Origin of the sequence: Bacillus sp. ES1-5, assembly GCF_022487605.1 — a bacterium.
In the GTDB taxonomy this organism is placed as follows: domain Bacteria; phylum Bacillota; class Bacilli; order Bacillales; family Bacillaceae_G; genus Bacillus_A; species Bacillus_A wiedmannii.
Genome location: NZ_JAKVPU010000014.1, coordinates 1 through 16815, shown reverse-complemented (window position 1 = coordinate 16815; position 16815 = coordinate 1). Strand labels below are relative to the sequence as shown.

The window sequence follows — 16815 nt, the reverse complement described above, 5'->3', positions numbered from 1 at the left end:
CCTTCTTCATCTAACAAGAAAATATAGTAAAAGAGACCTATCCAATAGGATAAGGTCTCTAACACGCCATTATTATTTTTTCTTCGGAATTTTAATTGTAATTTGATAGTACTCATCAAATTCTTCTTCCGCAGAATTAACATTTAAACCACTGTCAGCAACCATTTGTAATGACTGCCTAATTGTATTCATGGCAATTCTCGTATCTCGACTTACTGCTTTTTGCTTTGCCTTACGCTTCGGTTTGGCTTCCTCTAGTAATTTCGCAATTCGTTCCTCTGTTTGCTTTACATTCAGTTGTTTCTCCACAATTTCCTGTAAAACCTTCAGTTGTAATTCCTCATTCTTTAAAGGAATGAGCGCGCGGGCATGACGTTCTGTAATACTTTTTTCTAATAACGCACGTTTTATTTCTTCAGGCAACTTTAACAATCGCAACTTATTTGCGATTGTGGATTGTCCTTTTCCAAGTCGTTGTGCCAATGCTTCTTGTGTTAAATTATGTAACTCAATTAGCTTTTGATATGCCACAGCTTCCTCGATTGCTGTTAGTTCCTCACGTTGCAAGTTTTCAATTAAAGCTACAGAAGCTGTCTCTGTATCATTTAAGTTCTTTATAATTGCAGGAACTTTTTCCCATCCTAACTTTGTTGCCGCACGGAAACGCCTTTCTCCAGCGATAATCTCGTACTTGTCATCTTCATATTGCCTCACAACAATCGGCTGAATCAGTCCGTGTGTACGAATCGTTAGTGCTAGCTCTTCAATTCGCGCATCATCAAAAACTGTTCGTGGTTGATAACGGTTAGGGGTAATATTTACTATCGGAATTTCTTGTATTTCTTCATATACCTTTTTATCTGTTTCTTCATGGCTTTCGTCTTGTAATTCGAATTCGCTCTCTTTATCTCCAAAGCCAAATAAACGAGAAAACGTATTTTTCATACATATTCCACCACCTTTTAGGCCTATTGACTATTCTCCATAAAATGTTTCCTATGAAACATTTACGTTTTCATTTATATAATTTAATCTTACGTCTAATAAGATTTATTTTTCAATAGGTAATTTATTGGGTGTTCCCGGTTTGCGTGGATATTTCTTTGGTGTCTTGCGCTTTTTCTCGATTAATAAAATATTACGTTCGCTTTCTTCAAACGGTAATTGGAACGTAGACATTTCTTTTAAATTCCCGCCTAGCACCTCTAAAGCATACTTGCCATTTTCAATTTCTTCGTTTGCTGCGGCACCTTTCATTGCAATGAACGTTCCCCCAACTTTTACAAGTGGTAAACATAGCTCACTCAATACCGAAAGACGCGCAACTGCACGTGCCATTACAATATCGTACGATTCACGTACATCTTCTTTTTTCCCAAATGTTTCAGCACGATCGTGACAAAATGCAACGTCACTTAATTCCAACTTTTGTGCTAAATGATTTAAGAAATTAATGCGTTTTTGCAATGAGTCTACAATTGTTATTTTTAAGTGCGGGAAACAGATTTTTAAAGGAATACTTGGGAATCCAGCTCCTGCACCAACATCACAAATTGAGAATGGTTTTGAAAAATCATAATAAAAAGCAGCTGTAATGGAATCAAAAAAGTGTTTTAAATATACTTCTTCTTTCTCCGTAATAGCCGTTAAATTCATTTTTTCATTCCACTCTACTAATGTTTCGAAGTAGATTTCGAACTGCTCTAACTGTCTAGAAGAGAGGGTGATACCCTTCTCTTCTAGCATAGATTGAAATTGTTCTATGTTCATCTAACAATATCTCCTTACTATTTATTGGTTCGATACTCGCGCAATTTTTCCTTGTTCAATATACACAAGTAAAATAGAAACATCCGCTGGATTCACGCCAGAAATACGTGAAGCCTGCCCCATTGAAAGTGGACGAACATCTTTCAATTTCTGTCTCGCTTCTGAGGCAAGACTAGAAATCGCATCATAATCAATATCCACAGGGATTTTTTTGTTTTCCATTTTCTTCATACGCTCTACTTGCTGTAAAGATTTTTCGATATATCCTTCGTACTTAATCTGAATTTCAACTTGTTCTGTAATTTCATCACTTAATTCTATTTCACTTGGTACTAAAAGATGAATATGCTCATATGTCATCTCTGGACGACGTAATAAGTCACTTGCACGTATTCCATCTTTCAATTCACTTCCACCAATACTACGAATTAATTCTTGAACTTCAGGACGTGGTTTAATAATAATGCTACTTAAACGTTCCTTTTCCTGTTCAATTTTTAATTTTTTATTTGTAAATCGCTCATAGCGCTCTTCTTTAATTAATCCAATTTCACGACCAACTTCAGTTAAACGAAGATCAGCATTATCGTGGCGTAATAATAGGCGATATTCTGCACGAGACGTTAATAAGCGATATGGTTCATTTGTACCTTTCGTTACAAGATCATCAATTAAGACACCAATATAAGCATCCGCGCGACCTAAAATAACTTCTTTTTTACCTAAAGAACGACATGCTGCATTAATCCCAGCCATAAGCCCTTGTCCTGCCGCCTCTTCGTAACCAGAAGTTCCGTTAATTTGTCCTGCTGTATATAAATTTTTAATTTTTTTCGTTTCAAGTGTTGGCCATAGTTGTGTTGGCACAATTGCATCATATTCAATTGCATAACCTGTACGCATCATTTCAACGTTTTCTAGGCCAGGTATTGTTCTAAGCATATCACGTTGCACATCTTCTGGTAAGCTTGTGGATAAACCTTGTACATACACTTCTTGTGTATTACGTCCTTCTGGCTCTAAGAAAATTTGATGACGTGGTTTATCATTAAATCTTACTACTTTGTCTTCAATTGAAGGACAATATCTAGGTCCTGTTCCCTTAATCATACCAGAATACATAGCTGAGCGATGTAGGTTTTCATCTATTAAACGATGTGTTTCCGTACTTGTATACGTCAACCAACATGGAATTTGATCCATAATAAATTTTGTCGTTTCAAAAGAGAAAGCTCGTGGTTTATCATCACCTGGCTGAATTTCTGTTTTACTGTAATCAATCGTATTACTATTTACACGCGGAGGCGTACCTGTTTTAAATCTAACAAGATCAAATCCAAGCTCCTCTAAATGTTCGGATAAAGTTATAGATGGTTGTTGATTATTCGGACCGCTCGAATATTTTAAACCTCCCATAATAATCTCACCGCGTAAAAATGTTCCAGTCGTAATTACAACTGTTTTGGCTGTATATTCAGCACCAGCTTGCGTAACTACCCCTTTACATTCGCCATCTTCGACGATTAAACGCTCAACCATTCCTTGGAACAACGTTAAATTTGGTGTTTCTTCAATTGTTTTCTTTAATTCATGCTGGTAAGAGAACTTATCTGCTTGTGCGCGAAGCGCGCGTACAGCTGGTCCTTTACCTGTATTTAACATACGCATTTGAATATACGTTTTATCAATGTTGCGTCCCATTTCTCCGCCTAATGCATCAATTTCCCGAACAACAATCCCTTTTGCTGGTCCACCAACAGAAGGGTTACATGGCATAAACGCTACCATATCTAAATTAATTGTTAACATTAATGTTTTGGAGCCCATTCGTGCTGCCGCAAGACCAGCTTCACATCCTGCATGACCTGCACCGATTACTATGACATCGTATGAACCGGCATTGTATCCCATTGTTTATTCCTCCTAATAATCTCTATCCTTCTAAAACATCGCTATATTATTTTCCTAAACAAAATTGAGAGAACAACTGGTCAATTAGGCTTTCATGAACGGTATCACCAGTAATTTCACCAAGTATTTCCCACGTTCTTGTTAAATCAATTTGCACCATATCAATTGGAACACCATTTTCTATCGCCTCAATTGCATCTCCAATTGTTTTTCCTGCTTGTGTTAATAATCCAATATGTCTCGCGTTAGAAACATATGTCACATCTGCAGAATCAATTGTTCCTTCAAAGAATAAATCAGCTATTGCCTTTTCAAGCTCATCTATTCCTTGTTCCTCAATTAACGATGTTGTAATAATACGATTTCCCGCTGCCAATTCTGCAACACGTTCCATATCGATTACTTGCGATAAATCTGTCTTATTTACAATAACAATGAAATCTTTTCCTTGTACGGCACGGAATAGATCTTCATCCTCATGCGTTAAAGCCTCGCTATAATTAACGACAACTAACACTAAATCAGCTTGGCTCATCATTTCTTTTGAACGCTCTACACCAATTCGTTCAACAACATCTTCTGTTTCACGAATCCCGGCTGTATCTATAAGTTTAAGTGGTACACCACGCACATTAACGTACTCTTCAATAACATCACGAGTTGTTCCTGCAATATCAGTTACAATTGCCTTTTTCTCCTGAACAAGACTATTTAATAATGATGACTTCCCAACGTTAGGTCTACCGATGATTGCAGTAGCAATACCTTCACGTAAAATCTTTCCTTGCTTCGATGTTTCTAATATTTTTGCAATTTCTGTACGAACATGTGTAGCTTTCTCAATTAAAATATTATGTGTCATTTCTTCCACATCATCATATTCCGGGTAATCTATGTTTACCTCAACATGAGCCAACGTTTCTAATATGTCCTGACGCAGACGGCCGATTAATTTAGATAATCGTCCTTCCATTTGATTAATCGCTACGTTCATTGCACGATCTGTTTTTGCACGGATTAAGTCCATAACAGCTTCTGCTTGTGATAAATCAATACGGCCATTTAAAAAAGCACGTTTTGTAAATTCACCAGGCTCCGCTAATCGTACTCCTTGTGCTAAAATAAGCTGCAATACTTTATTTACCGAAACAAGTCCGCCGTGACAGTTAATTTCCACTATATTTTCACGTGTAAAAGTCCTTGGTGCACGCAGAATAGATACCATCACTTCTTCAATAACCTGATTTGTATCTAAATCGACAATATGACCATAATGAATTGTGTGAGAAGGAACTTCTGTTAAATCCTTCCCTTTAAAAATACGATTAACTTTTTCAACCGCATCATCTCCACTTACTCGAACAATGGCAATTGCACCCTCTCCAAGCGCTGTGGAAATCGCGGCAATTGTATCAAATTCCATGTCCTTTCACCTCACTTGCTTATTTATCTCTATTTCAACATGATTATTTTCTTCACTAAATTATTAGAATACCATAACGAACCTATCTACAAAAGAATAATAACTCATTTTATTATGTCCTCATGTAAAAAACACTAAACTTATTCACAGTGGATAAGTTTAGTGTTTTTTAGTTATCCACACCTATTTTCCGCTCAAAAAAACCGGCACTCAATTGAGTAACCGGTCACTTGGAAGATATTACAACATGTCGATGTGGTTCTTTTCCTTCAGAAGTTGTAATGATATTTTGATGATTAGATAATGCTTGGTGGATAATCTTTCGTTCAAAAGATGGCATAGGCTCCAACACAACTCTTTTTTTTGTACTTACTACTTGTTTTGCTAATCGATAAGAAAGTGCTTCTAATGTACCTTTTCTTTTACTACGATAATTTTCAGCATCTAGTGTGATACCAATATACTGCTTCGTACTACGATTCGCCACAAGTTTTGTTAAATACTGTAAAGAATTCAAGGTGTTTCCTCTTTTCCCAATCAAAACACCTATATTTTCGCCAGAAATTGTAAATTCAACTTCGCGTCCTTTTACAATTTTACTAATCTCAGCTTCCACACCCATATTGTGAATAACATTTTTTAAATATTCTTCACATTCTTGAATTGGATCTTTCTTCAATACAACTTCTACTACTGCAGGTCGATTCCCAAATAAACCTAGGAACCCTCTTTTACCCTCATCAATAATATTTATATCTACTCGGTCTTTTGGAACATTTAGTTGTCTTAAAGCATCTTGTACTGCCAGCTCGACTGTTTGTCCTTTAGCAGTAATTACACTCACTTGCTTGATCCTTCTGCCTTACTAGCCTTAATTTCTGGCCCCTTGATCAAGTACATTTGAGCGATACCAAAGATATTACCAACAACCCAGTAAAGTGATAATGCAGCTGGGAAGTTAATTGCAAAGACTAAAATCATAATTGGCATAAGCCAAATCATCATTGCCATTTGCGGATTTTGACCAGCTGTTCCTGCCATTGCAAGCTTTTGCTGAATAAATGTCGTAATTGCCGCGACAACCGGCAAGATATAGTACGGATCTGCCTGCCCTAAATCGAACCATAAAAATGTATGCTTACTAATTTCTGCTGTTCTCATGATCGCATGGTAAAACGCGAATAAAATAGGCATCTGAATAAATATCGGTAAACATCCTGCTAATGGGTTTACACCATTTTTTTGATATAACTGCATCATTTCTTGTTGTAGTTTTTGCTGTGTTGCTTGATCTTTAGAACTATATTTCTCTTTTAACTTCACCATTTCTGGTTGTAACGCCTGCATTGCTTTCGTACTCTTCGTTTGTTTAATCATTAATGGTAATAATGCAAAACGAATGATAAGAGTTGTAACAACGATTGCTAAACCGTAATTACTACCAAATAAGTTGGCAAAATACGTAATTAACTGAGAAAGCGGATATACGAAATATTCATTCCAAATTCCAGTACTTTTCGGTGTAATCGGCTGATTCACTTCACTACAGCCAGTAGCAATTGCCATTAATGCAATAACCATGGCTAGTAAACCTATTTTCTTTTTCAAAGCCTGCTCCTCCTTGTTTCGGTATGTATATAGTGTAATTCATTTCCTTACGCTACTTTTTTATTCTTTTCATACCAGAGCGTTTAAAGACATGAATTAAGCTTTTCTTTAATTCTTCATATGTCATCTCTGCACAAGGCTTCCTTGCTATTATAACAAAATCTTTTCCAGAATCTATCTCATCTTTTAATTCTGTGATCGACTGGCGAATCATACGTTTAATTCGGTTACGCACTACTGCATTTCCTATTTTCTTGCTGACAGAAAGGCCAATACGAAAGTTTGGCTGCTCTCCCTTATCTAGTTGATAGACAACAAGCTGACGGTTGGCATTCGATTTTCCTTTTTGAAAAACCGTCTGGAATTCATCATTCTTTTTTATACGATATTTTTTCTTCATATCAATTGACACTCCTGTAGTTCATCAGTGGAAATTCACTATTATTAGAAAAAAAGACCACTGAACGATCAGTGGTCTACGCAGATAATACTTTTCTTCCTTTACGACGACGAGCTGCTAGCACTTTACGTCCGTTCGCTGTGCTCATACGGCTGCGGAAACCATGTACTTTGCTGCGCTTACGTTTATTTGGTTGGTAAGTTCTTTTCATTATATGACACCTCCCTGAGGAATATCTGTTAAAGACAGTCCTATAAATTATAGTTAATCAACTAGGAAAATGTCAATGGTTCTCGAAATTTTCATCAAATATTCATTTTGAACCTATTCACATACTTTTTCACAGACCCTATATTTCCTTGTGGATAAATGTTTTTTTCGGTTTTTTATATCCACAAACCCTTTTCGTACTTTTACACAGTATATCGTGTTGTGGACAAGTTTATTCCACAAGGTATTGATTTTGTGGATAACTTTCTTAAATTCATTGCTATAGCTACTTTTTTTTGATATTATAGTTGTGTTTTCACTTTGAATAAGTTTTCCACATCTTTATCTTATCCACAATTTGTGTATAACATGTGGACAGTTTTAATCACATGTGGGTAAATGATTATCCACATTTGCTTTTTTTGTCGAAAACCCTATCTCATATACAAACGACGTTTTTAGGTTTTAAAAAACGTTTCGTATAAATATACATTTTATATTTATTTAGGTTGTACATTTGTTGCGCAACCTTATTCTTTTACCATCTTAGTAAAGGAGGGACACCTTTGGAAAACATCTCTGATTTATGGAACAGCGCCTTAAAAGAACTAGAAAAAAAGGTCAGTAAACCTAGTTATGAAACTTGGTTAAAATCAACAACCGCACATAATTTAAAAAAAGACGTATTAACAATTACGGCTCCAAATGAATTCGCTCGTGATTGGTTAGAATCTCATTATTCAGAGCTAATTTCGGAAACACTTTATGATTTAACGGGGGCAAAATTAGCTATTCGCTTTATTATTCCCCAAAGTCAAGCTGAAGAGGAGATTGATCTTCCTCCTTCTAAACCAAATTCAGCACAAGATGATTCTAATCATTTACCACAGAGTATGCTAAATCCAAAATATACGTTTGATACATTTGTTATTGGCTCTGGTAACCGTTTTGCCCACGCTGCTTCATTGGCCGTAGCCGAAGCGCCAGCTAAAGCATATAATCCACTCTTTATTTACGGGGGAGTTGGACTTGGAAAGACCCATTTAATGCATGCAATTGGTCATTATGTAATTGAACATAACCCAAACGCAAAGGTTGTATATTTATCATCAGAAAAATTTACAAATGAATTCATTAATTCTATTCGTGATAACAAAGCGGTCGATTTTCGTAATAAATACCGTAATGTAGATGTCTTATTGATAGATGATATTCAATTTCTAGCAGGAAAAGAACAAACTCAAGAAGAGTTTTTCCATACATTCAATGCACTACACGAAGAAAGTAAACAAATTGTAATTTCAAGTGATCGGCCACCAAAAGAAATTCCAACTTTAGAAGATCGTCTTCGTTCTCGCTTTGAATGGGGACTCATTACAGATATTACGCCACCAGATTTAGAAACACGAATTGCAATTTTACGTAAAAAAGCAAAGGCTGAAGGACTCGATATACCAAATGAGGTTATGCTTTATATTGCAAATCAAATTGATTCAAACATTCGTGAACTAGAAGGTGCACTTATCCGAGTTGTAGCTTATTCATCTTTAATTAACAAAGATATTAATGCTGATTTAGCAGCTGAAGCACTTAAAAATATTATTCCAAATTCTAAACCAAAAATTATCTCCATTTATGATATTCAAAAGGCTGTCGGGGATGTTTATCAAATAAAACTGGAAGATTTCAAGGCGAAAAAGCGAACAAAATCAGTTGCCTTCCCTCGCCAAATTGCAATGTATTTATCACGGGAACTTACAGATTACTCCTTACCTAAAATCGGTGAAGAATTTGGTGGACGTGATCACACAACAGTTATCCATGCTCATGAAAAAATTTCTAAGCTGCTTAAAACGGATACGCAATTACAAAAGCAAGTTGAAGAGATTAACGATATTTTAAAGTAGTAGCTGAATAGTGTGAATAACTTACCTTGTTTTACGCACAGTCTATCCACATGTAGATAGACTGTTTTTACATCCTTCAACGGGGTTATCCACATATCCACAGGCCCTATTACTATTACTACTATTTTTTTATCTTTATTAATTAAATAAAATATTATACTTACCGGAGGTTTTTCTTTATGCGTTTTACAATACAAAAAGACTATCTTGTAAGAAGTGTACAAGATGTAATGAAGGCTGTTTCTTCTCGTACAACAATTCCAATCCTTACAGGAATTAAAGTTGTTGCTACGGAAGAAGGAGTTACGTTAACAGGAAGCGATGCTGATATTTCTATTGAATCTTTTATCCCAGTTGAAGATGCTGGAAAAGAAATCGTAGAAGTAGCACAATCAGGAAGTATTATTTTACAAGCAAAATATTTTAGTGAGATTGTAAAAAAATTACCTAAAGAGACTGTCGAAATTTCTGTGGAAAATCATTTTATGACAAAAATAATTTCTGGAAAATCAGAGTTTAATTTAAATGGTTTAGATTCTGCTGAATATCCATTGTTACCACAAATTGAAGAACATCATGTTTTTAAGATTCCAACAGATTTACTGAAACATATGATCAGACAAACTGTATTTGCAGTTTCCACTTCTGAAACAAGACCGATCTTGACAGGTGTAAACTGGAAAGTATATAACAGCGAATTAACTTGCATTGCTACAGATAGTCACAGGTTGGCTCTTCGAAAAGCAAAAATCGAAGGAATCGCAGATGAATTTCAAGCGAATGTTGTTATTCCAGGTAAAAGCTTAAATGAATTAAGCAAAATTCTAGATGAGTCTGAAGAAATGGTAGATATCGTTATTACGGAGTATCAAGTATTATTCCGTACAAAGCATTTATTATTCTTCTCAAGATTGTTAGAAGGGAATTATCCGGATACAACTCGTTTAATTCCAGCCGAAAGTAAAACAGATATTTTTGTAAATACAAAAGAATTTTTACAAGCAATTGATCGTGCATCTCTATTAGCAAGGGATGGTCGTAATAATGTTGTGAAATTATCAACTTTAGAACAGGAAATGCTAGAAATTTCTTCGAATTCACCAGAAATTGGGAAAGTGGTAGAAGAAGTTCAATGTGAAAAAGTAGATGGGGAAGAGTTAAAAATATCTTTTAGTGCAAAATATATGATGGATGCACTAAAAGCTTTAGATAGTACTGAAATTAAAATTAGTTTTACTGGTGCGATGAGACCATTCTTAATTCGTACAGTAAATGATGAGTCCATTATTCAATTAATTTTACCGGTTCGTACTTACTAAGTAAGAAGTGAGTGAGGGTTGCTAGTTTTCAGATACTAGTAGCCCTTATTTGATTTTTGGGTATTACTTTCCTAATGTTAGTTTATTTAGTACAATGAAAGAATGAACACTTTCAGAAAGTGAGCGATTTTATGAAACGTATTAAAATTTCAACAGAGTATATTACACTAGGACAATTTTTGAAGTTAGCCGATGTAATTGATACAGGTGGCGCTGTAAAATGGTTTTTACAAGAATATGAAGTGTACGTGAATCAAGAACTTGAAAATAGAAGAGGTCGCAAATTATATGCGAACGATATAATTGAAATTCCAGGAAGCGGAAGTTTCCAAGTTCAGGCATAAAGGGGGAGCCCTTTGTTTATTTCAGAAATACAATTAAAAAACTATCGCAATTATGAAAAGTTAGAGCTTTCCTTTGAAGATAAAGTGAATGTGATTATCGGTGAAAACGCACAAGGGAAAACGAATTTGATGGAAGCTATTTATGTTTTAGCGATGGCGAAATCTCATAGAACCTCTAATGATCGCGAACTTATCCGTTGGGATGAAGACTTCGGTCAAATTAAAGGGAAATTACAAAAGAGAAATAGTTCTTTGTCTTTGGAATTAAATATTTCGAAAAAAGGTAAAAAGGCAAAATTAAATCAACTTGAACAACAAAAATTGAGTCAGTATATTGGCATGATGAATGTTGTCATGTTTGCCCCAGAAGATTTAAATCTTGTAAAAGGAAGCCCTCAAGTAAGAAGACGCTTTTTAGATATGGAATTAGGCCAAATAGCTCCAGTCTATTTGTATGAATTGAGTCAATATCAAAAGGTGCTCACGCAACGAAATCACTTGCTGAAAAAGATGCAAGGGAATAGTAAGAATGAGGAAACGATGTTGGATGTATTTACACTTCAACTTATTGAGCATGGTGCAAAAATATTGCAAAAACGGTTTGAGTTTTTGCATTTACTACAAGAATGGGCAGCTCCAATTCATCGCGGTATAAGCCGTGGATTAGAAGAATTGGAAATTGTCTATAAACCAAGTGTAGATGTATCAGAATCAATGGATTTGTCGAAAATAAAAGAAGTATACTATGAAAATTTTCAATCTGTGAAACAACGTGAGATTTTCCGTGGTACGACTTTAATTGGTCCTCATCGTGATGATTTACAATTCTTCGTTAATAGTAAAAATGTTCAAGTCTTTGGTTCGCAAGGACAACAACGAACGACCGCACTGTCCCTAAAATTAGCTGAAATTGAATTGATTTACTCAGAAGTTAAGGAATATCCGATTCTTTTATTGGATGATGTATTATCAGAATTAGATGATTATCGTCAATCGCATCTGTTAAATACAATTCAAGGAAAAGTGCAAACATTTGTGACAACGACGAGTGTCGACGGAATTGAACATGAAACATTAAAAGAAGCGAAAACAATTCATGTAACGAACGGCACGGTAGATTGTGAAATAGATAGGGCGTAATCCCTATTTAAATGGAAAAGTAGGTGATCTTTGTGTCAATGGAACAAAAGCAAATGGAAGAAAACTCATATGATGAAAGTCAGATACAGGTACTTGAAGGATTAGAAGCGGTTCGAAAACGTCCTGGGATGTATATTGGATCTACAAGTGGAAAAGGACTTCACCATCTTGTGTGGGAAATCGTCGATAATAGTATTGATGAAGCACTTGCAGGGTATTGTGATGAAATTAACGTTAGTATCGAAGAAGATAATAGTATTCTTGTAACGGATAATGGACGTGGTATTCCAGTTGGTATACAAGAAAAAATGGGACGTCCTGCTGTAGAAGTTATAATGACCGTTCTTCATGCTGGTGGTAAGTTTGGCGGTGGCGGTTATAAAGTTTCTGGTGGTTTGCATGGTGTTGGGGCATCTGTAGTAAATGCTCTATCAACAGAACTAGAGGTATTTGTACATCGTGAAGGCAAAATCCATTATCAAAAATACGAAAGAGGTATTCCGGTTGCGGATTTAAAAGTCATTGGTGACACAGATCAAACAGGAACGATAACTCGATTTAAACCAGATCCAGAAATTTTTCAGGAAACAATAGTATACGAATTTGATACGTTAGCAACTCGTATGCGCGAATTAGCATTTTTAAATCGTAATATTAAATTAACAATTGAAGATAAACGTGAACATAAACAGAAGAAAGAATTCCATTATGAAGGTGGAATTAAATCATATGTTGAACATTTAAATCGTTCAAAACAGCCAATTCATGAAGAACCTGTATATGTAGAAGGTTCAAAAGATGGTATTCAGGTTGAAGTTGCGCTTCAATATAACGAAGGATACACAAATCATATTTACTCATTTACAAATAATATTCATACGTATGAAGGTGGTACACATGAGGTAGGATTTAAAACAGCCTTAACTCGTGTGATCAACGATTATGGTCGTAAAAATAATATTTTAAAAGATGCGGATAGTAATTTAACTGGTGAAGATGTTCGTGAAGGTTTAACAGCGATTGTGTCAATTAAACATCCAAATCCACAATTCGAGGGACAAACGAAGACAAAACTTGGAAATAGTGAAGCAAGAACAATTACAGAGTCAGTATTCTCAGAGGCATTTGAAAAGTTCTTACTGGAAAATCCGAATGTTGCACGTAAAATTATAGATAAAGGGACGATGGCAGCGCGTGCGCGTGTAGCAGCTAAAAAGGCTCGTGAGTTAACTCGCCGAAAGAGTGCTTTAGAAGTTTCAAGTTTACCAGGGAAATTGGCAGACTGTTCTTCTAAAGATCCAGCAATTAGTGAAATTTATATCGTAGAGGGTGACTCTGCGGGTGGGTCTGCAAAACAAGGGCGCGATCGTCATTTCCAAGCAATTTTACCGCTGAAGGGTAAAATTATTAATGTTGAAAAGGCACGCTTAGATAAGATTTTATCAAATGATGAAGTTCGTACAATTATTACGGCGATTGGTACAAATATCGGCGGAGACTTCGCTATTGAAAAAGCACGCTATCATAAAGTTATTATTATGACGGATGCCGATGTTGATGGTGCGCATATTCGTACCCTATTATTAACGTTCTTCTATCGCTATATGCGTCAAATAATTGAGTGCGGTTATATATATATCGCACAGCCACCTTTGTTTAAAGTACAACAAGGTAAGAAAATTCAATATGCTTACAACGATAAGGAACTTGAAAAAATCTTAGCTGAATTACCAGCCCAACCTAAGCCGGGGATTCAGCGTTATAAAGGTCTAGGGGAAATGAATCCAACTCAGTTATGGGAGACGACAATGGACCCAGAAGTACGTTCATTACTTCAAGTTTCACTTCAAGATGCAATTGAAGCTGATGAAACATTTGAAATTTTAATGGGAGATAAAGTAGAGCCACGTCGTAACTTTATCCAAGAAAATGCAAAATACGTGAAAAACCTTGATATTTAAATGGGTAATGACAGGAATCTAAGTATTCCTGTCTTCTACATATAAATCAATGTATGTGTAACGGAAATGTAAGAGGAGGTGCTCGTTGATGTCAGACAATCAACAACAAGCACGAATTCGAGAAATTAATATTAGTCATGAAATGCGTACCTCGTTTTTAGATTACGCAATGAGTGTTATCGTATCTCGTGCATTACCAGATGTTCGTGATGGATTAAAACCTGTGCATCGTAGGGTTCTATATGCGATGAATGATTTAGGAATTACAGCTGATAAAGCGTATAAGAAATCAGCGCGTATTGTCGGTGAAGTAATCGGTAAGTATCACCCTCACGGTGATTCAGCTGTTTACGAGACGATGGTACGTATGGCGCAAGATTTTAGTCAACGTTATATGCTTGTTGATGGACATGGTAACTTTGGTTCTGTTGATGGTGATTCAGCAGCAGCAATGCGTTATACAGAAGCAAGAATGTCTAAGATTTCTATGGAATTAATACGTGATATTTCAAAAAATACGATTGATTATCAAGATAACTATGATGGTTCTGAAAGAGAGCCAATTGTATTGCCAGCGCGTTTCCCTAATTTATTAGTGAATGGTACGACGGGTATTGCAGTTGGTATGGCAACAAACATTCCGCCGCATCAACTTGGTGAAGTAATTGATGGTGTATTGGCACTAAGCCATAATCCTGACATTACGATTGCGGAATTAATGGAGTTTATTCCAGGACCAGATTTTCCAACAGCAGGTTTAATTTTGGGACGAAGTGGGATTCGAAGAGCATATGAAACAGGTAGAGGCTCTATTATGCTTCGAGCTAAAGTTGAAATTGAAGAGAAGTCAAATGGTAAACAATCTATTCTCGTAACTGAACTACCTTATCAAGTTAATAAGGCGCGATTAATTGAAAAAATTGCAGAATTAGTTCGTGATAAGAAAATTGAAGGTATTACGGATTTACGTGATGAGTCAGATCGAAACGGTATGCGTATTGTTATGGAAGTACGCCGTGATGCCAATGCCAATGTACTATTAAATAATCTATATAAACATACAGCACTTCAAACAAGTTTCGGTATTAATATGTTGTCTCTTGTAAATGGAGAGCCACAAGTACTAAATTTAAAACAAAATTTATATCATTACTTGGAGCATCAGAAGGTAGTAATTCGTCGACGTACTGCTTATGAATTAGAAAAAGCAGAGGCGCGTGCTCATATTTTAGAAGGATTACGAATTGCTCTAGATCATCTTGATGAAGTTATTACGTTAATTCGTAGTTCGAAAACAGCAGATATTGCAAAGCAAGGCTTAATGGAACGTTTCGGTTTAAGTGAGAAACAAGCACAAGCGATTTTAGATATGCGTCTGCAACGTTTAACAGGATTAGAACGTGAAAAAATTGAGCAAGAATATCAAGACTTAATGAAGTTAATCGCTGAATTAAAAGCAATCTTAGCAGATGAAGAGAAAGTTCTTGAGATTATTCGTGAAGAATTAACGGAAGTAAAAGAACGCTTCAATGATAAGAGACGAACGGAAATCACAATTGGTGGCATGGAATTTATTGAAGATGAAGATTTGATTCCAGAGCAAAACATCGCTATTACGTTAACTCATAATGGTTATATTAAGAGGTTACCGGCTTCTACGTACAAAACACAGAACCGTGGTGGACGTGGTGTGCAAGGAATGGGAACAAATGATGATGATTTCGTAGAGCATTTATTAACTACTTCTACGCATGATCACATTTTATTCTTTACTAATAAAGGGAAAGTATACCGTACGAAAGGATATGAAATCCCAGAGTATAGTCGTACAGCAAAAGGTATACCTATTATTAACTTATTAGGTGTAGATAAGGGTGAATGGATTAACGCCATTATTCCAATTCGTGAATTTGGTGATGATGAATTCTTATTCTTCACAACAAAACAAGGTATTTCTAAGAGAACGCCACTTTCATCATTTGCAAATATACGTACGAATGGTTTAATCGCCATCTCTCTTCGTGAAGAGGATGAAGTAATATCTGTACGTTTAACATCTGGTGATAAGGATATTATTGTAGGAACAAGCAATGGTATGTTAATTCGCTTTAACGAGCAAGATGTGCGTTCTATGGGACGTAATGCGGCTGGTGTAAAAGCAATTACATTAGGTGTTGAAGATCAAGTTGTAGGCATGGAAATTGTCGAAGAGGATGTAAATGTTCTAATCGTAACGAAAAACGGTTATGGAAAACGTACACCTATTGATGAATACCGTCTACAAAGCCGTGGTGGTAAAGGTCTGAAGACTTGTAATATTACAGATAAAAACGGTAAATTAGTAGCTGTTAAATCTGTAACAGGTGAAGAAGATATCATGTTAATTACGGCAGCAGGTGTTATTATTCGTATGCCAGTTGATCAAATCTCTCAAATGGGACGTAATACACAAGGTGTTCGTCTAATTCGATTAGAGGATGAGCAAGAGGTAGCGACGGTAGCAAAAGCACAGAAAGATGAAGAAGAGGAATCTAATGAAGAGGTTTCTTCTGAAGAATAAGAGAGGGGATTTTTCCTCCTCTTATTTTTTTATAATAATACTTGCATAGCAATGGGAAACTCTATATAATAGGCAGAGTCAGCAAATGAGAGATGCAAATTATCTTAAAAAACTTGTTGACGAAAATAATATACTATGATATATTATGGAAGTCGCTAAAACGCGATGTTGAACTTTGAAAACTAAACGAAACAAACAACGTGAAACGTCAATTTTTATTTTTAGATGCTAGACAAACTAACTTTATTGGAGAGTTTGATCC

General features: G+C 35.7%; 14 protein-coding genes. 6 read left to right on the top strand and 8 right to left on the bottom strand.

Annotated features, from left to right (window positions below; genetic code table 11):
• Positions 1–72: 72 nt before the first annotated feature.
• The 8 genes from noc to rpmH form a co-directional block, all read right to left on the bottom strand.
• Positions 73–945: a nucleoid occlusion protein gene (gene noc, locus MKO96_RS27555; protein ID WP_087983490.1), complete on the bottom strand. Its 873-nt coding sequence runs from the start codon at positions 943–945 to the stop codon at positions 73–75.
• A 105-nt stretch (positions 946–1050) separates the two neighbouring features.
• Positions 1051–1770 carry a 16S rRNA (guanine(527)-N(7))-methyltransferase RsmG gene (gene rsmG, locus MKO96_RS27550; protein WP_240589250.1) on the bottom strand — a complete coding sequence of 240 codons (720 nt, stop codon included), beginning with the start codon at positions 1768–1770 and terminating at the stop codon, positions 1051–1053.
• A gap of 21 nt (positions 1771–1791) precedes the next feature.
• Positions 1792–3681, bottom strand: a complete 1890-nt coding sequence (gene mnmG, locus MKO96_RS27545) for a tRNA uridine-5-carboxymethylaminomethyl(34) synthesis enzyme MnmG (protein ID WP_087983494.1) — start codon at positions 3679–3681, stop codon at positions 1792–1794.
• 46 nt (positions 3682–3727) lie between these two features.
• On the bottom strand, positions 3728–5104 hold the full coding sequence (gene mnmE / locus MKO96_RS27540) for a tRNA uridine-5-carboxymethylaminomethyl(34) synthesis GTPase MnmE (RefSeq protein WP_240589249.1): 1377 nt from the start codon (positions 5102–5104) through the stop codon (positions 3728–3730).
• A 226-nt stretch (positions 5105–5330) separates the two neighbouring features.
• Positions 5331–5948: an RNA-binding cell elongation regulator Jag/EloR gene (gene jag / locus MKO96_RS27535; RefSeq protein ID WP_087983498.1), complete on the bottom strand. Its 618-nt coding sequence runs from the start codon at positions 5946–5948 to the stop codon at positions 5331–5333.
• Positions 5945–6712 carry a YidC family membrane integrase SpoIIIJ gene (gene spoIIIJ, locus MKO96_RS27530; protein ID WP_000726758.1) on the bottom strand — a complete coding sequence of 256 codons (768 nt, stop codon included), beginning with the start codon at positions 6710–6712 and terminating at the stop codon, positions 5945–5947. The genes jag and spoIIIJ overlap by 4 nt, the downstream gene beginning before the upstream one ends.
• Positions 6713–6764: 52 nt before the next feature.
• Positions 6765–7112, bottom strand: a complete 348-nt coding sequence (rnpA, locus tag MKO96_RS27525) for a ribonuclease P protein component (protein ID WP_000731505.1) — start codon at positions 7110–7112, stop codon at positions 6765–6767.
• 76 nt (positions 7113–7188) lie between these two features.
• A complete protein-coding gene (rpmH, locus tag MKO96_RS27520; protein WP_000831901.1) occupies positions 7189–7323 on the bottom strand; it encodes a 50S ribosomal protein L34 in 135 nt (44 codons plus the stop codon).
• A gap of 565 nt (positions 7324–7888) precedes the next feature.
• On the opposite strand from rpmH, the gene dnaA reads away from it, so the two are divergent.
• The 6 genes from dnaA (at position 7889) to gyrA (ending at position 16553) form a co-directional block, all read left to right on the top strand.
• Entirely contained in the window at positions 7889–9229 is a 1341-nt protein-coding gene (gene dnaA, locus MKO96_RS27515; RefSeq protein ID WP_000428027.1) for a chromosomal replication initiator protein DnaA, read from the top strand.
• Between the two features lie 179 nt (positions 9230–9408).
• Positions 9409–10548 (top strand): DNA polymerase III subunit beta, encoded by a 1140-nt coding sequence (dnaN, locus tag MKO96_RS27510; protein WP_087983501.1) that lies wholly within the window; start codon positions 9409–9411, stop codon positions 10546–10548.
• A 131-nt stretch (positions 10549–10679) separates the two neighbouring features.
• A complete protein-coding gene (gene yaaA / locus MKO96_RS27505) occupies positions 10680–10892 on the top strand; it encodes a S4 domain-containing protein YaaA (RefSeq protein ID WP_000821366.1) in 213 nt (70 codons plus the stop codon).
• A gap of 12 nt (positions 10893–10904) precedes the next feature.
• Positions 10905–12032, top strand: coding sequence for a DNA replication/repair protein RecF (gene recF, locus MKO96_RS27500; RefSeq protein ID WP_000470743.1), 1128 nt, complete (start codon positions 10905–10907; stop codon positions 12030–12032).
• Positions 12033–12070: 38 nt separating this feature from the next.
• Complete coding sequence (gene gyrB / locus MKO96_RS27495) at positions 12071–13993, top strand: DNA topoisomerase (ATP-hydrolyzing) subunit B (RefSeq protein ID WP_000435974.1); 1923 nt, start codon at positions 12071–12073, stop codon at positions 13991–13993.
• Positions 13994–14081: 88 nt separating this feature from the next.
• Positions 14082–16553: a DNA gyrase subunit A gene (gyrA, locus tag MKO96_RS27490; RefSeq protein ID WP_087983503.1), complete on the top strand. Its 2472-nt coding sequence runs from the start codon at positions 14082–14084 to the stop codon at positions 16551–16553.
• The last annotated feature ends 262 nt before the right edge of the window (positions 16554–16815 follow it).

Coding starts and splice junctions, on each gene's coding strand:
- noc (WP_087983490.1), bottom strand. CDS start 945: ATGAAAAATACGTTTTCTCGTTTATTTGGCTTTGGAGATAAAGAGAGC.
- mnmE (WP_240589249.1), bottom strand. CDS start 5,104: ATGGAATTTGATACAATTGCCGCGATTTCCACAGCGCTTGGAGAGGGT.
- dnaN (WP_087983501.1), top strand. CDS start 9,409: ATGCGTTTTACAATACAAAAAGACTATCTTGTAAGAAGTGTACAAGAT.
- yaaA (WP_000821366.1), top strand. CDS start 10,680: ATGAAACGTATTAAAATTTCAACAGAGTATATTACACTAGGACAATTT.
- mnmG (WP_087983494.1), bottom strand. CDS start 3,681: ATGGGATACAATGCCGGTTCATACGATGTCATAGTAATCGGTGCAGGT.
- gyrA (WP_087983503.1), top strand. CDS start 14,082: ATGTCAGACAATCAACAACAAGCACGAATTCGAGAAATTAATATTAGT.
- gyrB (WP_000435974.1), top strand. CDS start 12,071: ATGGAACAAAAGCAAATGGAAGAAAACTCATATGATGAAAGTCAGATA.
- rsmG (WP_240589250.1), bottom strand. CDS start 1,770: ATGAACATAGAACAATTTCAATCTATGCTAGAAGAGAAGGGTATCACC.
- rnpA (WP_000731505.1), bottom strand. CDS start 7,112: ATGAAGAAAAAATATCGTATAAAAAAGAATGATGAATTCCAGACGGTT.
- rpmH (WP_000831901.1), bottom strand. CDS start 7,323: ATGAAAAGAACTTACCAACCAAATAAACGTAAGCGCAGCAAAGTACAT.